Genomic DNA, 23,880 nt, shown 5'->3' with positions numbered 1-23,880 from the left:
TAGTCTGGGTGTCCCCACCATTTACATTATAAGTCTGATCAGCAGCGCCTGCTGCGGGTATTGCTGAGAGACTCACCAGAGCCGAAACGAGGCCTAACGCACATAGATATGGTAAGGCCGTTGTGTTTCTTAGTTGAAAAAACGGCGGAGATCCGAGCAATCTTCTGACACGTTTTTGACTATCTAAATTATCATTATTGTTAGTTTTTTTACTTGTTTTATATTTTTCTAATACAATAAAGTAATCACTAACTAATATTCGTTTTTTCGCGCAAGCATTCGCGAGCGCATTCCCCGTTAATACCGACATAGTGTCCCCCAGCCATAAATAAAAGGCTGACGTAATTACCATGAATATTAATGTCCATCAATATAAGCTTATAAAAATGCGATACATTACCTTTGAATAGGCTTTAAACTATTCACACTGTTTTTATCGGATTTAAAGTCTTGTGCTGCCCTGCCACCGGAAATGCAAGTGACCGCAGATTGCCTACCTACAATCCACGGCCAGATGCTTCTTCAGATAACAACGCCGGACAAGCCTGTAATTATTACTGAGCGCCACACTGTAACAGATAATGTGCAAGGGCTTCATAAGCAGGCAATGAAGTCGGATCATTTGCTGCGTTTCCTGCCTGTGGATGCGATGCAAAGCGGGCAATAACCATTTCAGCTTTTGGGTCAATATAGAGTGCCTGACCATGGACGCCGCGCGCCATATACGCACCATTTTCATTATGTGAGACCCACCACATACCACGATAACTCCAGCCTTTGAGCAGACTATAGCCAGCTTTGGCAAATGCCTCTTTGCTGCCGCCGCCTCGAATACTGGCAATCGCAGCTTCCGGTATCAGGGGTTGTCCGTTGATAACCCCGCCATTGAGCAGTATTTGTCCAAGACGCGCCATATCACGCAATCCGGCATTAAAACCACCACCGGCAAAGGGAGTGCCAATGGAGTCGATCGTATAATAGGCGTCTTGTTCGGCACCCATTTTTTGCCAGATCTTTTCTGATAGCAGTGTAGCTACGGATTTTCCGGTAACACGGGCAATGATCCAGCCCAGTGCATCTGAATTGATGGTTTTATAGCCAAAAGCAACCCCGTGTTCGCCCTCTTTACGCACTGTTTGCAGATATTCGTAATAGGTTTTAGGCCCTTGATAATCCTGCGGTTTTGGCAACGAGCTGCCTGCAGCAGAATAAATCCAGACATCTGCATTGGGATCGGCATAATCTTCGCTATAGTGCAGCCCCGTCGTCATATCCATGACCTGACGGATCGTTGCATCACCAAAAGCGCTGTCTGCCAGCTCCGGCACAATGACTTTTACTTTTGCTGTTTCATCCAGTGCGCCCTCTGCAACGAGCATTTCACCCAGCAGTCCGGTGATGGACTTAGTAACCGACATAGCACCATGTTGGCCAAGTTGATTGAGGCAACCCGAATAATGTTCATAGATGACAGTGCCTTTATGCAAGACAATAATACCATCAGTATAATTGGCCTCCAGTGACTGCGCCCATGTCATCGTTTGGGAGCCGCCAAGAGGGACAAATGTCAAAGCATCAATAGCGGGGTCAAGCTTTTGCTCCATTATCGCAGGCGCACCAATGCCGCGACTGACATTGACGGTTGGCATGAGGTCGCGAAAATGACAAACCGTCCAGCGTAATTTCGGGAAACTAAAATAATCAGGATCGGTAAGCCGGATTATTTTGTCTGCCGGTGGCGGAGAACCCTCCATCCATCGTAAATGCTGCGGATCAGATTGTTGAGCTGTCATCGTGATTGCTTCTTGCGCAAACGCTTGCTGTAAGCTGAAGGTTAACCCGAAACTTGTGGTCAGCGCGGCAACCAGCACTGCTCCTGAGAAAATTGCGGCTGAAGCCTTATTCTTCATGCAATTCAATTTAAAAATTAACGACAACATTCGCAAATCCTCCGGCCCAGATTGGTGCTTTATTATGTGTTATTGAATCAATACCTGAACCAGGAAATGATGCACTGAGCCCGACTGTAAGATAGGTGTGCGGATTTAAAACACGATTATATTCAAGAATTACATCATCAGAAAGATGATGTTTGGTTACGCCAGCTATCGGGTTGGGCACGCCGTCATTGGTTTCAACCCGTGTACCCTGACCAAACTGAATAGGGCTGCGTAATTCATTGGCGCGAATATGTGCATAGCGCAATGTGAATGTATCGCGTTCCGTCGGCCTGACGCGCAAGCTAACAAGATAAGCACTGACATTGGAGTTGATAAAGACCATCGAAGATTTCGAACCGGTTGACCATGAGCTGGGATTGCCTTCATAAAAAAGAGGATCAAACCGCTCGAGCCGTGAGGTGGAAGGATCGTCACCGGAGAATGTTTGATACGCGACTGCAAATTCTGGCGACCATGCGGTATCTGTAAAATTATAGCCGACATAAACGCGTCCTGCCCAAGCGGAAAGATCAACCCGATCATTCCATTCATAAGCGAATTCACCACCCGCAATCAGGTTCTCAATAATATGAGGCAGTGGTTTTCCTATTGCATAGACATTGATGAAATTCAGACCTTTGCGTGCATCCGGGATGATACTCGGGGCGCCGATACCATCAGGTGCGGCTTGCGGGTAAGGAGCGTTCGATTTGATAACATGGCCGTAGGTAAGACCGGCAAAACTATCTGTTCCCCAGTCATAGCGCAGTTCAGTGCCGAGTAATTGCGTATTACTGCTACTGTCTGGCAATTCATTGGGTTGCAAATAAAAACTCGTGACACTGAAATCTTCATAACTCAGTTTTGCAATTGCTGCAGATTTCCATGCTTTGCGAGGGCCGAATTTCAGTGCGCCCCGTTCAAAGCCACTATTACCGCCGTTTGCGATCAGCATACCGGTGCCAATCTTATATTCCCGCGGCCCGTAAGAAAAATCTAAAACTGTTCCCGCACTGATCTCCGTGCGCAACCCCAAATGGGCTTCTTCCAATGTGATCCTTCCGGTATTGCCCGTATCATAAGCATCTGTTCCAAGCGTTCCTGAAGCCACCACTGAAGCCTTACCATAGAAATGAAACCGCTCATTAAGATCATTATTGAAGCTGATGCCGGGCTTGATGTAACCTTCGAGCCATTGTTTGCGCGGATTGTAGTCTGCGGACGGTGCCAAACTATCCGCAAAGTTCCAGAACAAGTTATTCTCTATAACTCCGTTGAGGCCGGCCTGTAGATGAGCGCGTATTTTAAGACCTTCAGCATCATAGAGCAGCATGCGGTCATTCGCTAAGGCTGGTGCAAAGTGCAAGCAAAGCAAAAGCAATGCAGTTATGGCTACTCTGGCAGTCATGAGGTATGCGGAACATTTCATCATGATATTGCCGCCTGAGTTAAATGAAATAAGGAATGGTATTGACGTTTTATTCCGTTTACCTTTTCCACTTGCGGAACCCTATCGTTCAACAATAACAAATTGCCACAATGATACCAGAGGCGAATATTCACATTGCTCGCAAGGATGCGGAAAAAGCAGAGATAGTACAGTCCCCATTAATGGGCTTGCCATTAACACCAAGTGTATCAACGTGGCTGCCCCCCTTATTACAGTCAGAGTTTCTAACATCGGAGAAAAAATGCTTATTCGACTAGGTGCCATTATTGCTGCGGGAGTTATTTTATCCGGCACTCAAGGGATTGCTGCTGAGCTAAACACACGCGACATCACCGATCAGAAAGAAATATCGGCTCGAACGGATGATTTTGAAAAAGACCTCATTCAATTGGGAATGCCAGCGCAACTCGATTGTAAAACCGTGATCGGTATTCAGGATAATTCTCAAGGCAGTGATGAAAGCTTTGGCGCAATCTGTGACCTGCATATTTCAGGCAAGAAATCTTCTGCCATCATGCTGTGCAACGATACTATGATCGGCAAGCTGACAATAAAGGCTTACGGATTTAGCGTAAATAAAGCTGCGCTTGGAGAGTTTACAAAATCCAACTGCCAGCCAGGTGGCTAAAGATGCAGATGCCAGAGCTATACTCAATCTATACAAGCTGACTGCATCATTTTAAGTCATAAAATCAACATGACGGCTGATAGGATGGGAACATCAAGCCCATTGCATCAGCCGTTGAATAGCGCGCTTATGAAGCGACAAAGACTAATCTGTCCTCAGGATCATCTCCCCGTCATCCGGCAAGCCGTTAAATGACGATTTCGTCTCGTTTGCACTTCGATTTCTTCCCGCGCTTTTCGCTTCATAAAGCAGCTTGTCGGCGCGTTCATAAAGCCTCGCAAAACTCTCATTTCCAGCCAGATTAGCGAAGCCCATACTGGCAGTCACCGGCCATGCGAGTCCTGAGACTGTTTGAGCAACCACCACCGGAATTGCCTGACGCCGCAGTTCAGCCTGTAGCTCAGCATCCGAGCCACACAAAAGAAGTACGAATTCTTCACCGCCAAGGCGATATGCGCGAACAGTCGGACCTGTCTGGAGTGCACTGGCCACAGACTTGAGCACCTCATCTCCGACACCATGGCCGTTGCGATCATTGATCGTCTTGAAATGATCTATGTCTATGACAGCCAGCGCGTCAAAACCTTCAGCTCTAAGTTGATTGAACTGACGTTCAATGGCTCGCCGATTAAATAAGCCCGTTAGCGGGTCTGTTTCAGACAGTCGTTCAAGCAACTCGGCTTCATCACGTGCGCGGTCTCTCTCGCGCTTCATAGTCACAAAACGCTCTGCCACACCCAGTGTCGTGAAAAGGACTTCGCATACGCAACCAATGTAGAACAAAAGCATGGCATCGTTGCTCTGCAAGCCCGGAACGATACCGGTTACCAAGCGGATCAACCCGACCAAAACGATCGGGGTGTAGCCTATAGCCTGAAACCTCGCGGCACGGCTCCCCCGACGTAATGCATCAATCATCGACACAATAAAAATAGCCAGAACCGGTGCGAAAGCCGCCGTATATGCGCTTGTCTGTGCAGAACGCGCAACAAAGGGAAATGCCGCATGGAACATACTCAGAGACATTGCCCATAGCGCGCAATAGGGTAACAAACGCCGTAAAATCGGATGCATCAGACCCGGTTCGATGAAGCTATAGGTAAACATAGCCCCTGCCCCGACTGTCAGCCCGAAGATCAGCGTGGTCATCCAGCTCAATGCCATAGCAGGCGGGTCAAAAAGTATAACCGAAAGGCCGGATGAGACAAGAATAGTCATCAACAGCGACAGTGTGAGCGCTGAATGCCAGAGCACAAAGGGTTCACGCAAAATCCGGTAAAACGCTGCGTTAAAAATTAAGGGCATAACAAGCATGCCCGCAAGCCCTGCCAAAACAATTAAAAAACGCGTATCACCCGTACCATCAACCGCATCTGTCGCGGCAAGATATGCTCTCTCTAGAGTCATAGTATGGCTCGGCATATCAATCGCAACGATAATCTGCCGTGTCTGGCGCGTCACCTCCGGCAGGGAAGCCTTGAAGTAGCCGCCCATTATTGAACTGGCCAGCGCAGAAGCAGGAATTCTATTTTGGCGAACCGAACCGTCCCTGTCGAAGACGAACAGATGCACGGCCTCAAGTGCGCTCCGCCTTGAAAACAAATATCGGGGCAGGACATCATCAGCCGCAACGTCAAAACGGAGCAGCACACGTTCAGCATGAATAGAGAATTCGCGACCACCGCACGACCAGCGTTCTTCTTGCCGTGCCACTGTAATGATGTCTTCCGACAAACTGCCGGATGCCCAACAGGCGCTACGGATATCGAGTGAATCCGCAGCTCCAGCTGATGCAGCGCTAAAGAGCGTCAACATCAGCCACAGTAAAAATGCGGTCAAAAATCTTTTTCGGAGTGCACTCGAAGTCATCACCTCTCGTTACAGCGAAAAGCTTTTGATGCCGTTAATCCCCGTAAAAAGGGTGCCTCCTATAGCCCTCAAAAAGAGAGATCGGTCAAAGCCAGCACCAATTGGTTTGTGAGCTGCTGCTGCGCCTCGAAAAGAGAACGTGATGACATCAACGTATCTGCCTGCGGCTCCACTTGCAGCCATAAGATTTATGCAATCAGGCTGCATTTAGCCGACTTAAAACTTCACACTCAGATTAGCATTTACACTGTTCTGGGTATACCCCGAGCCGAATTGTCCCTGATATGTGAGACCGAGGATCGTGGCCGGATTAAGCTGCATATCAAAACCGGTTTCTATCAGCGCTGTATCACGCGCAAGTGAGGTTCCGAACGAGGTGAAACTATTGGCAGTCCCCACAAAACCGGCTGTTGCTGCTGGGATGACATCACCATAGGTATGACGCCAGCCAAGATCGGCACGCGCAGTGGTCATCAGACCACTAAGATCAAAGCCCGTTGAAACACGCATGCCTAGCGTTGAGGCTGTTGTATCCATTGAGCCGGAGCGGACTGACAATGCTGCGCCATTCGAACCTTTTTCATCAAAACCATCTGTACGAACACGGACATAGGCAAGATTGGCGTAAGGCTCGATGAGTGAACGCTCGTCTATATTGAGCTTATATCCTGCCTCACCAAAAATCTGGAACGTGCCTGCATGATAATCAGCAGATAGTTTGTCGCTGAAATCCGCGAAAGCGACCGAGCGGCTCATCTCCACATTATGCCATGAATAGGCCAGACCTGAGCGTAACCCGACAGTTCCACCTGCAATAGCCCATTCTGTTCCGCTATAAGCACCGAGTGTATAATTATCGCTGGAGCCGGAAGCGCCGCGCTCTCCGGTCTTAAAAGTTGACCGGCTGTATCCAGCCAGTACACCCAGCCGCCAATTATCATAAACCGCCGTATCAATACCGGTTGTGAAACCGCCGAGCGTTGATTTTGTGCGCGCTGCATTGCCATCACCGGACTGGCTTGCCCAGCTGCCATAGACAGAGCCCCAAGCTGTATAACGGCTCAAATCGCCCTTGCTGATTGCCTCAGGTGCAAATGCCTGAATAGCGCTGGCAGCCGCTTTCTGTTGCGCGGCAGGTGCGAAACTCATAACGGAAACAGCAGTCGAAACTGTGCCACCAAAAGCCTGTTGCAGACGGTTATTGACAGCAGAGCGCGTGGCACCACTCGCATTGGCTAATACACCTGCAGCCGAAGCATATGCCTCACCAGACAATAGCGGCAGCGCTGACCGAATATCCGAGCCATCGGCCGCAGAAAAATCCATTGCTGCAATGACATCATGCAAGCTTGCAATGCCCTGCCGCGCAGCAGCGTCAATCGCCGCGCCCACCCCATAACCATTTTTATTATCAGCATATTGGGAATAAGCATCATCTTGTCGGTTTAAGACAATTGTATAGCTCAGCGGATCATTAGTAGTCACCGTCGCACTGAGTGTCGGCGATGCGAGCGTGGTTGAGACGTCCGTAAATCCGCCATTGATCGCATTCGCCTGCAGCCATTGATCAGAAGTGATCGTAAAGCCGTTTTGATAAAAACCCTGCACCGGTGCAAAAGCTATTGTCCCATCAAGATCCGCATGGCCATCTATAATCAGACTACTGATCTGTTTTTCGTTGTTAAAGGCAAATTGTATCCGTCCATCTTGGCTCTGCGTATAATCGCCATTAACGGTAATTGCACCGCCAATCAGAGATGAATAAACCGTACCATGATTGGTAAAATAACGCCCATTAGCGATCGTGTACTCGCCACCCCCTGCCAATGTCGTGCCTTTGTTCACAATGACTTCATAGAGATCATGATCACCGGTCAGGACAGAGTTGCCACCTGAGAACTGCAAGGAGATGTTTTTCCCGACAATATCATCAGCATAGCTGATCCTGAAATTTTCATCGGCCTGAGACGTGACTAGCCCTTGACTGTCGGCCTTCGAACCGAAGCGCAGTTGGGTCAAACGCAGATTATTATCCTCATCAAGCTCTGCGTAATCGGAAATAATATTACCGATTATACTGGCGCCCTGCATAATGTTGATATCCTCAACATAGGCATTCTTGGACATAAAAATTGCAGCTTTTTTACCGGCCACACGTCCAGTCAGGTCAAAGTTTGAAACCAAAGCTCCGTTCAGTTCTGACCAGATGAGTGCGTCTTTCTCAGGCGTGCTCTCGTGTGTAGAGAGAATATAGGAACCCCGATAGCCGGTCGCATCGCCACGTGCATTATGGCCAAAGTCAAAACTGACTGCGATACCGTTTTCACCCAGCGCCTGCACATCACCGCGATGGGTTAAGGTGTGGTCCTTACCATAGGCAAACATAATACCACGGCCATTCGCACCATCAACATAGACCCGCACATCAGGTGCAATAATCAGATTATTGCCTTCACCATCAACACGAATACCACCACCGCCAGCACCGGCGGACAGTAAATCTGCACTCTGGGTAATGGTGTTATGACTACCATAGACATGCAGCCCTAAACCCAAAGTGGCAGTATTATAGGTGTTAGCGATGTAAGCAGTGCCTTCGGCGTTTCGTGCAAAATATGGGTTATTATTGATTATGGTCAGCTCATCACCATAAACGGAATTTCCATAAAAATTGCGCCGGTCAATCGTGTAGCCAATATCCTGCAACGCTGCGAGTTCGGCTTCCATCAAGGTGCTGTAATTGCGATAATATTGATGGCTCATCAAGCCATTTTTCAACTCGATATGGCTGAATAAAGGTGAATCATGGTCGCCATAATCCGTGGCAACACGCATAGGCAGACCCTTCATCGCCCCATTCAGTACTTCACTCACATACGTACCGGTAAAATAGGCCTGATCTTTCCGGACATCAAAGGCATCATCTACTGAATCAACGACACAGTCTTTGCACAATATCTCTTGATTTGGTCTTGCTGCATTGTCGTTATCGTCGCGCAAATGCGCGCTCCAGATATCGAAGCCCCCGTAAAATACTGCAACTCGATCTTTGTCTTCATCTATCCAACTGTAGGCATTTGAAGAAATGCCAAGAGCATGGCCGATTTCATGAATAAGCACGGTGCCGAGTGATGTTTCACCGGTCAGCGTTATATGGGATGGCGTATATGGAGCTTCCGACCAGTCCATCGTGCCGACTTTGTCCGCAACCATAATATAGCCATGGGAACCATAACTCAGGTTCGTATAATATTGATTGGTCAATGCCGCTTGCACTGTCGTCGGGGCACCATCCTGCATAGTGGCATTATGGCTTAAGGCGGCGGCCCCGTAAGGGCCAGTAACTGTACCTACATTAAGTATGGCCGGATTTCCCCCCGGAACCAATTTAATAAGTTCCGACCAATATTGTGTCGCATCGATAATCTGTCTTTTATGTAAATCACTCAAATTCCAGGTTGATTGGGCATTATCACCATAAAAACCATCGCCCACATTAAAAAAACGTAACTGAATAAAGGGATTGCCCTGTGGATCCTTAACAACATAAGGGGTGATCGCGCTAGCTGGGTTAACCATTGCTCCGTAAAGAAGACCGGTAGACAGACAAGTTGACATGGTCAGCATAGCGATTAATCTGGATGTCATTATTTTCCCCATACCAAACCGGCACAAATCAGAGCACCGTGTGCCAGACCTGGCACACAAAGGTCGCTCAAATACCCACAACTAAAACAGTTTCTCTATCCACCTATGAAACGAAGCCGGAAAATGCGCTATCCCTTAAACTGGGTGTTTTCGTAATAAACTTGCCGTCAAACAGATATAAATTCTGTTTAAACGTCATTTTTTGATGGCAGGCTTTGCCTTAACTTCGGCAGGGCGCTCCGCTGGCATCTCATTGCGGCAATCGCTGTCAGAACCGAATTGCTGCATCAGCGAAGCAACGGCTGCTTCCAGTTGCGGGTCGGTATCCATGCTGAACCGGTTTGGATCAAACGGGACAACAATATCCGGTGTAATCACCTCATTCTCATATTTGCGTCCGTCGACATGGCGATAAGGCAAGACAGGAAAGCGATATTGCAAACCAGGCAAAACCTTACTGTTTACTGTTGTTACCGCTGTGCCGGTATTCAGAACGACATCGCCGATAAGCTTGCCAATTTTCTGATCCTGATAGGCCTGCGGAAAGATCGAACCATCAGAATAGCTGAAACTATCGACCAGAACCGCACTCGGCCATAACCAAACATTATCCGGTCCGAAATTACGGGCACGTCCGTCCACACCATAGCTGAAGGCAGGCTTGCCATTGAGCATTGTGACCAGTTCGCGTGTCAGGTTACCGCCGGTATTTGAACGCACATCAATCAGCGCTGCTTTGGCCAATCCCCTTTGCGATGACAAAGTGCCAAGCAACGACAGGTAATTTTCATTATCCATCGCATCCATATATTGGTAGGCAACACATTGGCGGGACAACTGGCTGACCATTGCACGACGCTTATCGCTTAAATACCTGCTGGATAAAATCAACTCATCACGCCAGCCAATTGGCGTAACCTCTACAAAACGCTCCTTGCCAGCCTTGCCATTGGTGATACCGACGACAACCTGTCGTCCGGCATTAACATCAAGCAGACGTGCAATACCGCCCGCCTCGGGAATAGCTTGGCCGTTAATAGAGATAACAATGTCGCCTGTACCAATACCGAAATTCTGCTGATCCATCGGTCCGCCCGGAAGAATTGCAGCAATCTTCCTCCCCGCTCCGGTATAGCTGTCATCCCAGTAAATACCGAGTGCATCATTTTGCGTCCCCATACCCACAAGTGCAGGATTTTGACCAGTCACTGATGTAAATAAATGAGATGCTGACAACTCACCGAACATCGACGCCAACAGTCGTTCAAGATCGCGGCGGCCTGCAATAGAAGGCAAATAAGCGCGGTATTGCGTACCAATTTTCTGCCAGTCGCGGTTTTCATGGACGGCATCATAATACCTGTCATTCACATCCGCCCATGCCTGTTCAAAAGCCGCAACCAATGCTGCATCCTCATTGCGGGTAAATAAAATATTGAGTGGTATTTCAAGTCTTTGTGCCGGATCACTAACGGAAACACGAATAATCTGCTTCGGCATTTTTATATCGACAGTCTGCAAGGCATCATTATAGCTGATGAATTGTATCTGTTCAGGCTCTGCAACAGGGATCTTAGTCACTTCCTGCAACTCGCCTTTATCAAGGCTGATCAAATTGACTGCCAGATGCTGATCTCCAGTCAAAATGGCGAGCAGATTTTTCCCGTCCGGTGCATTCGTCAATATCTCCGGTTTCGGCAAATTGGTCGTCAGACGACCTTCAAGCAGGCTCGTGCGCTGACGATCCGGTACATAGCGGGTAATTTCCCGCTTGGCCGCCTCACCGCCACTATCGGGATCAGCAGGATTACTCAGGGCAGCGATATAATCCTGCCGCGCCTGAGAAGACAGAAAAATCCGGTATAGATCAAGATTAGCGTCTGCGTGAAAATTATCCGCACTGCGCGAAGTATAAAGGGTCGTAGAGCCAATAAGCTGCGTACCGTCAGCACTCCAGAAGCCGTTGTAAAAATTGGGAACCATCGCCGGCAATGGCTGCATAGGAGAACTGCCATCGGCAGGCACAATTGCCACTCTGTTCAGCACCGTGCCATCAATTGTACGCCAAGGCACCAACAAGTCTTTTGATGTCGGCGACCAGCTGAATTCTCCGCCCTTATCAAAATAATCGGAATTATAATCACTCTCACGATATAATGCAGTGATCTTGCCACTGGCTAAATCAAGAACTTTGACCTCGCGGCGATCTGACCAAAATGCCAGTTTGCTGCCATCGGGAGAGAATTTTGGATCAAGTGCATTGCTTTTATCGGCGACAACAAGTGGCACTTCCTGATGGGACAATCCCAGTTTGCCGCTTTGCTGATCTTCCGACAGATCAACCCCATAAATACCCCATTTATGGTTGCGCAGCGCCGCATAAACCAGCCACTTGCCGTCCGGAGAAAACGTAATATCCCGCTCTTCGCCCGCTGTATTGGTCAGTTGGCGGTAGTTCCCTTTGAGATCGATCAGAAATACATCTGTATTGGCAATCAAAGCAAAATGCTTGCCATCCGGTGAGGACTGAAAGTCCTGACTGGATATAGCTTCGTAATTGGGGAGATGGTTCATCCCCTGCTCCAGCGTGTTGATGTCCACCACTTCCGGTTTATCGCTACCAGCTGCCAATACCTGCACCTGCCCTTTAAAGGAGAAGGCAATGGTGCCGTCATCCGCTACAGACAAATCCCGTACCGGCGATCCTTCAAGACGGGTCAGCTGTCTCTCTTGACCGGTCTTCAGATCATACTGCCAGACGTTCAGCCAACCAGACGCCTCTGAGAGATAGTAAAGGAACTTGCCGTCCGCACTCCAATGCGGATCATGCCGGTCAACACCGTCAACCTCAAAGAGACGGTCATATTTATCGCCCGCCGGATTATAGAACCATAATTGACGCGCATTGGCTGCAACACGATGCTGACGTTCAGCCGGATCGGCCGATGGGTCATAGCTGTAAACAAGCTTTGTCTGATCCTTATTCCAGCTTGCCTCACTTGCATAATTCGGCAGCACCAATCGCTCACGACCACTTTTAGTATCGACAGCATAAAGTTGCGGCCGCCAGCTCAATGCCGCCTGTACACTGCGTTTTGCATCCCCCAACCGGACTGCTGTAAACAGCACAGTCTTGCCATCGGGTGAAAAGCTGGTCGGTATCTCCTTTGCTGATGAATAGGTCATGCGTTGCAGTTTTCCTGAGAAATCCGCAAGATAAACATCATCATCGCCATTCACATCAGACGCAAAGGCAAGCCGCTTGGAATCCGGCGCCCAGACAACACTATGACTATAGGCATCCGCAGGCGACACTGGCACCGACAAACCACCATCATTGTCCGTCAGAAAAACCTGCCCGCGATGCGTGAAAGCAATCAGCGTACCATCTGGCGAAAGCGCCGGATTTTGAATCCAGCGCGCCGGTTCACCGGTAAAGTCAGCTATTGCCTGACTGCCCGCGGCACCTGCCAGCGTCAGAAATGCGGCGAAGACGATCAGCCCGCGCTTGCCCATGATTATCCCCCTCAGAATTTCATGTTAAGACGAATGCAGATGCTAATTTCATTAATCCGCCCCTTTGCCTTACAAGATCTATCGCAGAATATAAAAGAGTAGAATATTAGAAAAAGCCATCACTGAAATTTGGTAATTATGATAAAAATACATTTGATCGTGCGCAGATGATTTTATCTATGCAGCACTGATCCTCTCCGGTGAAATGACCAACGTCATTGTCGTTTTGAAGATTAAATTAACGCGACCCGATGGGTCGCAACACGTCTGCCATTTCATTGACCACCCTCAGAAACCGAAAATCAGTGCGCTTTCTGCGAATATCATGTTCAGTTGGCACAGTCGCCATTCATGAAAGAAATGGCGAAGTAAAACTTCTGCTCCATGATGAACCGGCAATCTCAAATATCAAATTTAATTTGAACCATTTCGCTTTTGCATCGTTAGCTAAGTGTACCAACACCATAAAACGAAGGAGAATCCAATGGATTGGAACAGAGTTGAAGGTAATTGGAAACAGTTCAAAGGTAAGGTCAAAGAGCAGTGGGGCAAGCTTACTGATGATGACATTGATGAAGTCAATGGTCGGCGTGAGCAGCTTGAAGGAAAAATTCAGGAACGCTACGGCATCGAAAAAGACCGTGTTAAAAAAGATATTGATAATTGGTACAACCGGCAAGAATGGTAATTTTAAAAAAGCTCCCTATTCGGGAGCTTTTACTTTTTACCAACAAATATCATGTGCCAATTACGGAATATGATGCAACCATTTTTCAGTTGAGAATTTTTCCGCAACGAGTTGCTCAGCAGCGGCAAATTCTTCTGGTGTAATTGTCCCGCTGACACCACCATTAAGCGAAACAAACATTTCCGTCATACGATCAATGACTTCACGGCGCGGCAAGCCCGTCTGGCTGCGAACAGGGTCAACACGCTTCACTGCACTTGCCGTTCCTTTGTCTGAAAGTTTCTCACGGCCGATGCGTAAAACTTTCACCATTTTATCAGCATCCATATCGTATGCCATGGTGACATGATGCAGAACTGTACCGCCTGAATAACGCTTTTGCGCAGCGCCGCCGATCTTGCCTTTTGAACTCGAAATATCGTTGAGTGGTTTATAAAACGCATCCACGCCGAGAGAGTTCAGCGATTTTAATACCCATTCATCAAGGAATGCATAGGAGTCTGCAAAACTCATATCGCGCACCAGATCACCCGGCGCATAAAGAGAATAGGTAATCGTATTTCCCGGCTCAACAAACATGGCACCGCCACCGGTGACACGACGAACGGTCTCCACGCCCATTTCTTTGGCTGCATCCATATCCACTTCATTACGCAGCGACTGAAACGCACCAATGATGATCGACGGACGCTCCCATTCCCAAAAACGCAAGGTCGGCGCACGGCGACCGGAGGCGACCTCACGTGCCAAAACTTCATCCAGTGCCAGATGCATCGCTGGTGACAAAGGTGGAATATCAATAATCTGCCATTCATAATCGCGCCACGTTCTGGCAACGCCAAGCGCACGGCGAACAGCAATAGCAACGGCCTCAGGGCTGAAACCGATCATGAAAGCATCAGGTCGCAGTCCTTTTCTGACAGCGCCGGCAATTTCTTCTGCAGAAGATGTGACAGACAAACCGTTCAATGCATTTCTTATATCATCAAGGGCTTCTGCCGGTTCGAGGAAGAAGTCACCGGCAACCTGAACCTCATGCAGTTTGTTGTCCTGAACTTCCAGATCAATAACGACCAGCTTACCACCGTGGACCTTGTATTCACCATGCATTTTCATAAAACCTTGCTGAAGAGAGAAAATGAACCGCATTTTGTGTATTTAACAAAGAGGGAACTATCCAGTTAAATTTTCACACGATTTGCTTTCAGATAGTCCTACAGAGGATCGCAGTGAAGGTCGATCCTTGAGCAATTGAACAGCATCAACACATTTTAATAATTCATTTGCGACTAAAGAAGATATCACTACAATTGTAAGCGTTGTTCCGCACAAATCCTGATAAGTGGATCAGTTTGAAACAGGACTCTGGTGGAATATGACAAGAGTTTCACAGAGTATCATTGCCTCTCCCGCATGAAAGTCAGCAGCATGAGTTCGAATTCCAGCCAGTTTGATATGTTTGAAACGCAAACTGAACATCCGACTCCTGCCTCTCCGGTCGTTGCCTCTCCAGCGAAGCGTAAGCCTAAGCAAGACAGTGAAGAAGAGACCCTGGCACGCCAATTAGAGCAAACGGGTCGTTTCCGCATTCTGCGCAAACTGGTACCCCGCAACATTATCAACAGAGCTGATAGTCAGTTTGACAAGCTTGCCGTTCTGATCGACACGGAAACGACAGGACTGGATCATGCAACGGATCAGGTTATTGAGGTCGGTGCTGTCGCCTTTACCTATAGTGATGACGGGGCTTTAGGCGATGTTGTTGGTGTATTTAGCGGCTTACAACAACCATCAATCCAGATCCCCGCAGAAATAACCCGCATCACAGGCATTACCAATGAAATGGTACAGGGACAGTCTCTGGATCTTGAAGCGCTGAAAAATATGGTTGAACCAGCAGATTTGATCATCGCGCATAATGCCCGCTTTGACAGACCCTTCTGCGAAAAGCTCTCCCCTGTTTTTGTTACAAAAGCCTGGGCATGTTCAGTAGCCGAAATACAATGGGCCGCCTTCGGCTTTGAGGGCAGCAAGCTAGGATATCTGGTTGGGCAGGCCGGCCTGTTTCATAACGGGCATCGCGCGACAGACGACTGCCATGCTCTGCTCGAAGTGCTTGCACGGCCAGCCGGTGGTGCCAACACAGTTCCGTTTAGTGAACTGCTCAAATCAAGCCGCAAATCCCGCATACGCATTTATGCAGAAAACAGCCCTTTTGATTTAAAAGATCATCTCAAGAAAAGAGGCTACAGGTGGTCAGACGGCAGCGACGCGCGCCCCAAGGCGTGGTGGATTGAGGTTGACGAAAGCGATTATGAGAGTGAGTTACATTATCTGAAAACAGAGATTTATCGCTGGAAAGATGCTGAGCCATTATCCGTCAAACTAACAGCGGTTGAGCGTTATAAAAAATAAAACAAGCCTGCGCTGTATGATTGCGCTATAGCCTTTCAACATAGTTCTTACGATCAAGCTGTGTTGAGCAATGCGTTTAGAACGCTCAAATCAGCTAATCGGTTTTACGTCTTCTTGATGCTCCAATAAGAACAACAGCATCAAGAAGACAGATTTCCGTTATTCGCCAACGCGGAAATAACTACCGGCGGCTGTGCCAAAACCTCCTGATGTAGAGGCATCACAAAAAGGCGTCGGAATATTAAGGGTTGCTCCCTTCAGCTGCAGGATCAGAGGACCGCCCTCACCTTTAAATTTTGCCTCAGTTGCTGATTTTTGTTCAAGCTCACCCTCAAAACTGCACACCCAGCTGCCATTTGCCTGATCCGCAACGTCAACATTCACGGCAAGTTTGCCAGAGGCTTTTTTCTCGACTTTAATAAGACCCCATACGTTTCTCCATGTGCCTTCAAGAGAAACACTATCTGTAACCGCTATCCAGTTGAGAAATTCTGCGCGCGTTTCTGTCCTGTACAGCAAGCTTTCTTGCCTCATAGCCTCATTGGCCAGATGGCTTTCAAAGGCTTCAGCGCGCAGCTTAATAAATTCGGCCTGATCGACCTGAAGCGCTTCCTTTAATACAGGGTCAACGCGTTTAATAAGCTCCTTATAGGCAATGGACATAGCACGATCTGCTTCAGCGACATCGGGCGAAGCACAAATTGCTTTTTCCGTCATTGTCGAAGCTTTAGCGCAATCAAAGCCTGCCTGCGCAAATGCCGGTGCATGAGAAAGTGTGAAAACGCCTAAAGCGGCACATAAGACAACGCGATAATTCATATGAAACATTTTCCCTCTCGGTATTTTGTTCTGCAACGACCATGCATAGGTTTGATCAGTAACAAATTTGTAAAAATGAGATACTTCATTACGCTACGCCAGCGACAGAAAACAATAAATAATTATTTCTCTACAATATTATCGCCCGAAAACCGACCACCCCATACGGCGGCACAGCAGTTCCAAAGCGCGGGTGCCGAGCAGTGAGTTGCCATGCTGGTTTAGTCCGGGCGACCACACGGCAACCGATGAAACACCGGGCACGATTGCGAGAATACCGCCGCCCACTCCGCTTTTGGCAGGCACACCAACACGAAATGCAAAATCGCCTGAACCGTCATAGTGACCGCAGGTCATCATCAGCGCATTAATACGCAGCGCACGTTCAACGCTCACAATACGATGATTGCTGACCGGATTACGACCGGACGCAGAGAGAAACAGCCCCGCACGGGCAAGCTGCTCACAAGACATCGCCAAGGCACATTGGTGATGGTAAACCCCCAAAACATGAGGGGGCAGATTGTCGAGATTTTTATTGGCCTTCAGCAGATTTGCAAGCGCTGCATTATTGAAACCGGTGCGGTCTTCAGCCTTTGCAACCACCTCATCAATATAGATATCATCATCCTCGGCAATCGACTGAACAAAGCGTACAATCTCGCCAATGGTTTCGCGTGGCTGATGAGAACTGAGCAAAATGTCTGAAATAACAATCGCACCGGCATTGATGAACGGATTCCGCGGCAGTCCCTTTTCCAGTTCCAGCAAAATGCTGGAGTTAAAGGGATCGCCCGATGGCTCGCGGCCAACCCGTTGCCAAATGCTATCGCCTCTTTTGCCAAGAGCCAAGGTCAGAGCAAAGACTTTAGAAATACTTTGAATTGAGAATTTTTCTTGTGCGTCACCGGCAGAGATCAATGTGCCGTCATGGAGCATGATCGCAATGCCGAATTTTGCAGGATCAACCTGCGCAAGCGGCGGGATATAGTCGGCGACTTTGCCCCGTATCGTGGTATCTTTGAGTTCAGCCGCGATTTCATCGAGGACGGCGCGCAAACGCTGTTTCAACTATTATTCACCTTTGAGATGCCGCTTTTGCGTAACCAACAGTCATTAAAGCGGCGATGATCCGTTTATACCGCATCACCGCCGCTTTGTGAGACAGAATGGCTAAACAATGCCAGCCATTCTGTCCATTCTCAAATGCATGCTCTATTAACGTTTAACGTCAAAATTACGGGTTTCCGGCATCATAAACATCGCAATAAGCGAGATGATACTGGTTGCAACCACATAATAGGCCGGTGCAACAGCGCCGAAAATGTCAATCAGCCATGTGATAACGAACTGTGTTGTACCACCAAACAATGTCGCGCCGATCGCATAGATCAGTGAAACACCGGTTGCACGCAATGCGATAGGCATCATTTCCGGAATAGCAACAAGGCTTGCAGCACCGGTCATGGAAGTGAGCAATGTAATTGCGGCAGTGACCAGCAGCAGGACTGCCGGATCTTTAGATTCCGCAAGCCAGAAGAAGAGCGGAATAATAATGATCATCAGCACAATACGCGGCCAGATCATTACGCCCTTACGGCCATATTTATCCGCAAGATAACCGGCAACCAGAGCGAAGATGAAGGTCATTGTACCGCCAAGCACGGTTCCGGCTTGCGCAAGAATTGCAGGCAGTTTCAATGTCTGAATGGCATAGGTGGTCATATAGTTACCGACCTGTGTTGACACTGTGGTCGCGATCATCACCAGAATACCTAGCACCAGATAACGGGTGTGGTTGGTGAAAACAGAGGTCACGATCTGTGTGCCGGTTTTATCGCTCGGCTTTTCCAGTGTTTCCGGCAATGCACGGCGGATATAAATCGCAATCGGGATCAGAGCCAGAGACACGAGGAACGGAATACGCCAGCCCCATGACACCAGATCTTCATGCGGAAGATACCACGAAACTAAAACACCCATCAGACCACCGGCAACAACCGCAATACCCTGACTGGCGATCTGCCAGCTGGCATAAAGACCACGCTTTTCACGCGGTGCGGATTCAATCAGCATCGCCGATGCCGGTCCGACTTCACCACCCAGTGCCAAGCCCTGCAACAGGCGGCACATCAACACGATGATTGGTGCCGCAATACCGATGGTTTCATAGCTTGGTGTTGCTGCAAGTCCCAGAGTACCGACGGTAATCAGGGCAACAGTGAGGATCATTGCGGAACGACGGCCTGCTTTATCCGCAAATGCACCAATCAGCACGCCACCCAGCGGGCGCGTGAAAAAGCCCACGCCGAAGACTGCAACGGACGCCAGCAGACTTGCGGTTTCACTGCCAAGCGGGAAGAAGGTCTGCCCGATATAAACGGCAAAGAAAGAGTAGACGATAAAATCGTAAAACTCGAGAGCATTACCGGCAACAGCTGCGGCAATAGCCTTAACCGGTGGTTTTTCGGCATGTTCGGGCACATTGCCCGAAGCCGTATGCGGCGCATGCATGGTAGAAGCGCTCATGATTATCCTCCAACAGATATAGTCAATATTTAGAGCGTATTCCGAAAAATGTGCAGCAGTTTTCGAATAATATACGCGTAGAAACAAATGGATAGAGCATTTCCTGCGGTTCAAAATAAACCGGAAATGCTCTAGTTTTTACGGCCTGTTTTGCCGTTTAAGAATTCTTCCGTCAGAGCAACCCAATAAGCGGCACCCTCAACGATATTCGCGTCATTAAAATCAAAGCCGTCATTATGCAGCGCACGGCTGACTGGTCCCGGCTGATCGCCATTGCCGAGGAAAATGTATGAACCCGGGCACTTCTCAAGCATGAACGCGAAGTCTTCACTCCCGGTCATCGGTGTGGTCTGGGCAACGAAATTACCCTCAGCCGCAAATTGTTCACCAATCGCGCGTGCGAACTCTGTTTCTTCAGTGGAATTCTGCAAGGCGGGATAGCCGCGGCAATAATCAATATCAGCCTTCACACCCAGACTCTGTGCCTGCGTAGCCACCAGATCGCGAATTCTCTGCTCAAGGAGATCGCGCACATCCGGTTTGAAGCAGCGTACTGTCAGTTCAATGCGCGCATTTTCAGGGATCACATTATTCGCAATACCTGCCTGCATCACGCCGACTGTTACCACGGCGGCATCCAGCGGATTAACATTGCGGGCAACGACAGTCTGCAATGCCATCACGATAGCGGCAGTTGCAACAATCGGATCTGCCGTTGTATGCGGTTGCGCACCATGGCCACCACGACCAGTAATTTTGATGGAAACACTGTCGGACGATGCCATCATCGCCCCGTCATAAAATTGCAACTGGCCTTGCGGAGAACCCGGCATATTGTGAATACCAAAGACGGCATCGCACGGGAATTTTTCAAACAAACCGTCAGCAACCATACGCGCTGCGCCACTGTCCGGACGGCCATATTCTTCTGCCGGCTGAAAAATCAAATTTACAGTGCCGTTGAAATTACGGCGCTCGGCCAGTGTCTTCGCAGCAGCGAGCAGCATTGTTGTGTGACCGTCATGTCCGCAAGCATGCATCACACCACTATTAACGCTGGCATAAGGCAAACCGGTCGCTTCCAAAATCGGCAGCGCATCCATATCGGCGCGCAGGCCAATGGCCGCTGAACCCTCACCATGGCGTAACTGTCCGACAATACCGGTTGTGCCGATATTGCGCTCAACCGTATAGCCCCACTTCTCTAAAAGATCAGCGACAATGCCACCGGTTCTGATTTCATGAAAAGCCAGTTCCGGGTGCTGATGAAGATCGCGCCTAAGCGTCGTAAATTCCTCAACATCACGTTCTATCAGTGCTCTGATGTCGTTCATGATTGCACCCTCCTAGATTTCAAAACCATTTCCAATGTTAGCTACGAGTTGCATTTTCATTTGTCCAATGCATAGTAAATTTGATAATCATGCATAGAGCGCATATCAATTTAGGAAAATTTCATGAACCTACAGCAATTACGACATTTTATTGCGCTTGCTGAGAAGGGTTCCTTCACACGGGCAGCCGAACATGCCCATCTGACACAACCGGCTTTATCGCGCAGCATTGCGCAACTGGAATCAGAACTGGGAATGAAGCTCGTCGACCGCATTGGCAAACGCTGTGAAGTGACCGCTTTTGGCAATGTGGTTCTAGATCATGCACGCAGGGTTCTGTTTGAAACAGAAGAGCTCTATCGTGTCGTCAAACAACAACATGAAGGCAGTGCCGGACGGATACGAATTGGCTTAGGCTCGACGCCGAGTGCCCTGCTCACAGCACCATTGCTCAGCCGCTTTTCAACCACCAATCCGTCACTGCACATTCTGCTGATGCGCGGGTCTATTCCGTTGCAGGTTCAGGCGCTGCGGGACAGAACGCTGGACATGCTGGTGGTCGAAATCAGAGGTGTATCGGTAACAGCTGATCTTCAAATTGAGATGTTGCCTGCATTGCGCACAGGTTTCCTTGTCAGCCAAGGCCACCCTTTATTACAACAACAGCAAGTGCAATTTTCTGATCTGCGACCATGGCCGCTGGCAACGACAATTCTGGCACCGGAGCAAATCCGCAATATGATTGCGATCTACGGGCCGGAGGCGCATCCCGATGAAAGCGTCACGTTCCATTCTGATGCGATTGACGGCTTGCTGCAAACCACACTTAGCAGTCAGACCATTTATTACGGCGTGATCGCTCCCGCACATGATCTGATAACATCGGGCCAGCTGGTAGAAGTGCCTGTCCGCCCTGTTTCTGACACCTCGCAATTTGCGATCATCCGGTTGTCGGGGCGCTCTCAACCACCGATGTTTCCGATCCTGCGCCATCTTATCCGCGGGAGAATGGAGGAATGGAGTGCGATTTGACAGCCATACGCGCTTGAGCAACTTCCGTTCTTGACCCTTCCATGATTTTTCTTCAGTAACACAAGCGTCTGATTACAACCGGAGCATCTCTTGAAAATCATCGCTGTCGATTTTGAAACCGCCAATGAACAACGCGCCAGCGCCTGCTCTGTCGGATTGGCATGGATCGAGAATGATCAGGTTGTGCGGGTTGAAGAACGCTTCATCCGGCCAAAAGATATGCGATTTTCTTCATTTAACATCGCTATTCATGGCATTCGCCCTGAGCATGTTGAAGATGCCGGAGAGTTTCCGGACGTTATGGACGAATTTGCCGATGATTTTGCGGGCGCAATGATGATTGCTCATAATGCGGCTTTTGATTTCAGTGTCTGGCGTGCGTCTCTGGATTTGTACCGGCAGAATTACCCTGAGTTCCAATATCTCTGCTCAGTTAAAATGGCGCAGAAAGTTTGGCCGCATTTGCCATCCCACAAACTGAATGTTCTGGCCAATTATCTTGGTTTGAGCTTCCATCATCATAATGCAGCTGAAGATGCCGCGATTTGCGCGCAAGCGACAATCGCCATGACACAATCTCTGCGTGCCCCGACATTATCAGATGTACCAAAAATGATCGGGATGCGCCCTGGCCGCCTATTTTCAAGTGGCTACGAAGCCTGCACCAGTCGCAAAAAATAATATCAAGTCATTAAATCAGCAAATATTTGCAATATAATTATTTGAGCTGACGCCCTATTTTACAATATATTACTTTGAAATAACGATAAAAATTACACATTAAAATATAAACTATCAGAAAATGACAAATAAAAACCAAAACGTCATGTATATTGGCATTTCATTGCTGATATGCTTATAAAATTATTCAATACGCATTTAAATATTTTTTGTCTCAGCTCTCAAACACCTTCCAAATGAGTACATTCACTTAAAAAATAATAGTCAGAAAATTGAAATCACAGTCTTATGCATCATACTGGCGTAATAGCCTTGCAGATAGTGCCTTCAACCAGGGAGGCTTTACCCCAAAAGAGGCCAGGCGGTTCAATGAGCGCCCGCTTTCTGAGCTAAAAGAAGGTATTGTTGAGCATAAATTTGTCTCTGCGCTTTTTAAAGACAGGCCTAAAGATACAAAATTACTTGAAATAACAATCCGGCCGATCATTGCCCATCGCATATCAGAGCACGGTCAGCTCCGAAATGACGGACTGCCTGCTATTGTAACACCAATCATTTTAAAAGGGTCAATGGCACGTGACGGCCGTTTATTTCTTACCGATGCATCCGTTCCCCGCGATTTGCTGGAGCCAGTCGGCCAAGGAAGTCTCGCAATCGGTAAAGTTGAGGATTTAGATCATTTCGCCAGCACAGCATCCGTTCCTGTTATGACGGATGAGGAAGAAGAACACGCAGAGGACTCGCATGATCGCCACGCAGTCCACACCAAAAACTGGAATGCATTTCGCGATTATTATCACACACTTCTGAACCAGATCACCGGTAACTGGCCAAGCGATGATACTAGCTACCAGATTGCAGAGGGATGGTATTTCGAGGAATCAGATAAAGTCGTTTTCGCATCTTTTCACATTTTAAAACTCTACGATCATTTCCGGCAGGCAAAAATCAAGGCGCCCCTGTTTGATCGCTATGCCAGCGAGCAGGTTTTGCAACCGGAACCATGCTTATCGAGTGATGTGAGTTTTGCTGCCCGTCTTGGCCATTCCAGCGATACATTTCCATTAGCAAGAGCACAGCGTGATGTCGTCTCCCATAGCTGCACCTCTGACAATGGTGATATTATTGCCGTTAACGGCCCTCCGGGCACCGGCAAAACCACAATGCTGCTTTCCATAGTCGCCGTGGAATGGGCGCGTGCCGCAATGCGGGGAAAAGAACCGCCTGTCATTGTCGCTGCATCAACCAACAATCAGGCCGTTACAAATATTCTCGATGCTTTTGCAAAGAATTTCTCGCAAAGAACCGGCTCCTTTTCAGGCCGCTGGCTA

At 48.5% G+C, this 23,880-nt stretch carries 15 protein-coding genes and 1 pseudogene; 6 read left to right on the top strand and 10 right to left on the bottom strand.

The window, feature by feature from the left end; genetic code table 11:
• Nucleotides 1–554 precede the first annotated feature (554 nt).
• Nucleotides 555–1,793, bottom strand: coding sequence for a serine hydrolase domain-containing protein (locus QUF18_RS03755; protein ID WP_289385351.1), 1,239 nt, complete (start codon nucleotides 1,791–1,793; stop codon nucleotides 555–557).
• 127 nt (nucleotides 1,794–1,920) lie between these two features.
• Nucleotides 1,921–3,348 (bottom strand): alginate export family protein, encoded by a 1,428-nt coding sequence (locus QUF18_RS03750; protein ID WP_289385349.1) that lies wholly within the window; start codon nucleotides 3,346–3,348, stop codon nucleotides 1,921–1,923.
• Here QUF18_RS03750 and QUF18_RS03745 point away from each other — a divergent pair.
• Nucleotides 3,329–4,018, top strand: coding sequence for a hypothetical protein (locus QUF18_RS03745; RefSeq protein ID WP_289385347.1), 690 nt, complete (start codon nucleotides 3,329–3,331; stop codon nucleotides 4,016–4,018). The two genes, QUF18_RS03750 and QUF18_RS03745, sit on opposite strands and share 20 nt — an antisense overlap.
• 144 nt (nucleotides 4,019–4,162) lie before the next feature.
• Here the strand turns inward: QUF18_RS03745 and QUF18_RS03740 are convergent, their stop codons facing one another.
• The 3 genes from QUF18_RS03740 to QUF18_RS03730 form a co-directional block, all read right to left on the bottom strand.
• The gene (locus QUF18_RS03740) at nucleotides 4,163–5,833 is read right to left on the bottom strand and encodes a sensor domain-containing diguanylate cyclase (protein WP_289385345.1); all 1,671 of its coding nucleotides are present in this window, start codon (nucleotides 5,831–5,833) and stop codon (nucleotides 4,163–4,165) included.
• A 270-nt stretch (nucleotides 5,834–6,103) separates the two neighbouring features.
• Nucleotides 6,104–9,535, bottom strand: a complete 3,432-nt coding sequence (locus tag QUF18_RS03735; protein WP_289385343.1) for an autotransporter family protein — start codon at nucleotides 9,533–9,535, stop codon at nucleotides 6,104–6,106.
• A 195-nt stretch (nucleotides 9,536–9,730) separates the two neighbouring features.
• Nucleotides 9,731–13,051, bottom strand: a complete 3,321-nt coding sequence (locus QUF18_RS03730) for a S41 family peptidase (protein WP_289385341.1) — start codon at nucleotides 13,049–13,051, stop codon at nucleotides 9,731–9,733.
• 484 nt (nucleotides 13,052–13,535) lie between these two features.
• Between QUF18_RS03730 and QUF18_RS03725 the strand changes: the two genes are divergently transcribed.
• Nucleotides 13,536–13,739, top strand: coding sequence for a CsbD family protein (locus QUF18_RS03725; protein WP_289385339.1), 204 nt, complete (start codon nucleotides 13,536–13,538; stop codon nucleotides 13,737–13,739).
• Between the two features lie 60 nt (nucleotides 13,740–13,799).
• On the opposite strand, the gene lplAB is transcribed toward QUF18_RS03725, so the two are convergent.
• Entirely contained in the window at nucleotides 13,800–14,855 is a 1,056-nt protein-coding gene (gene lplAB / locus QUF18_RS03720) for a lipoate-protein ligase LplAB (RefSeq protein WP_289385337.1), read from the bottom strand.
• A 312-nt stretch (nucleotides 14,856–15,167) separates the two neighbouring features.
• Between lplAB and QUF18_RS03715 the strand changes: the two genes are divergently transcribed.
• Entirely contained in the window at nucleotides 15,168–16,154 is a 987-nt protein-coding gene (locus tag QUF18_RS03715; protein ID WP_289385335.1) for a 3'-5' exonuclease, read from the top strand.
• Between the two features lie 159 nt (nucleotides 16,155–16,313).
• On the opposite strand, the gene QUF18_RS03710 is transcribed toward QUF18_RS03715, so the two are convergent.
• The 4 genes from QUF18_RS03710 to QUF18_RS03695 form a co-directional block, all read right to left on the bottom strand.
• Entirely contained in the window at nucleotides 16,314–16,973 is a 660-nt protein-coding gene (locus QUF18_RS03710) for a lysozyme inhibitor LprI family protein (RefSeq protein WP_289385333.1), read from the bottom strand.
• 138 nt (nucleotides 16,974–17,111) lie between these two features.
• Nucleotides 17,112–18,044 (bottom strand): glutaminase, encoded by a 933-nt coding sequence (locus QUF18_RS03705; protein WP_289385330.1) that lies wholly within the window; start codon nucleotides 18,042–18,044, stop codon nucleotides 17,112–17,114.
• 147 nt (nucleotides 18,045–18,191) lie between these two features.
• Nucleotides 18,192–19,502: an MFS transporter gene (locus QUF18_RS03700; protein ID WP_289385326.1), complete on the bottom strand. Its 1,311-nt coding sequence runs from the start codon at nucleotides 19,500–19,502 to the stop codon at nucleotides 18,192–18,194.
• A 131-nt stretch (nucleotides 19,503–19,633) separates the two neighbouring features.
• Nucleotides 19,634–20,836 (bottom strand): M20 aminoacylase family protein, encoded by a 1,203-nt coding sequence (locus QUF18_RS03695; protein WP_289385324.1) that lies wholly within the window; start codon nucleotides 20,834–20,836, stop codon nucleotides 19,634–19,636.
• A 123-nt stretch (nucleotides 20,837–20,959) separates the two neighbouring features.
• Here QUF18_RS03695 and QUF18_RS03690 point away from each other — a divergent pair, with 123 nt between their 5' ends.
• From QUF18_RS03690 to QUF18_RS20480, 3 genes and pseudogenes are all read left to right on the top strand, one after another.
• On the top strand, nucleotides 20,960–21,868 hold the full coding sequence (locus QUF18_RS03690; protein WP_289385322.1) for a LysR family transcriptional regulator: 909 nt from the start codon (nucleotides 20,960–20,962) through the stop codon (nucleotides 21,866–21,868).
• A 90-nt stretch (nucleotides 21,869–21,958) separates the two neighbouring features.
• A complete protein-coding gene (locus QUF18_RS03685) occupies nucleotides 21,959–22,549 on the top strand; it encodes a 3'-5' exonuclease (RefSeq protein ID WP_289385320.1) in 591 nt (196 codons plus the stop codon).
• A gap of 569 nt (nucleotides 22,550–23,118) precedes the next feature.
• Nucleotides 23,119–23,835: pseudogene (locus QUF18_RS20480) on the top strand (AAA domain-containing protein); the annotation flags it as partial.
• Nucleotides 23,836–23,880 lie beyond the last annotated feature (45 nt).

Origin of the sequence: Pseudochrobactrum kiredjianiae, from assembly GCF_030362795.1 — a bacterium.
Taxonomy (GTDB): Bacteria; Pseudomonadota; Alphaproteobacteria; order Rhizobiales; family Rhizobiaceae; genus Pseudochrobactrum; species Pseudochrobactrum kiredjianiae.
Note: the sequence above shows the minus strand (reverse complement) of the source record. Positions and strands in the feature narration are given on the sequence as shown.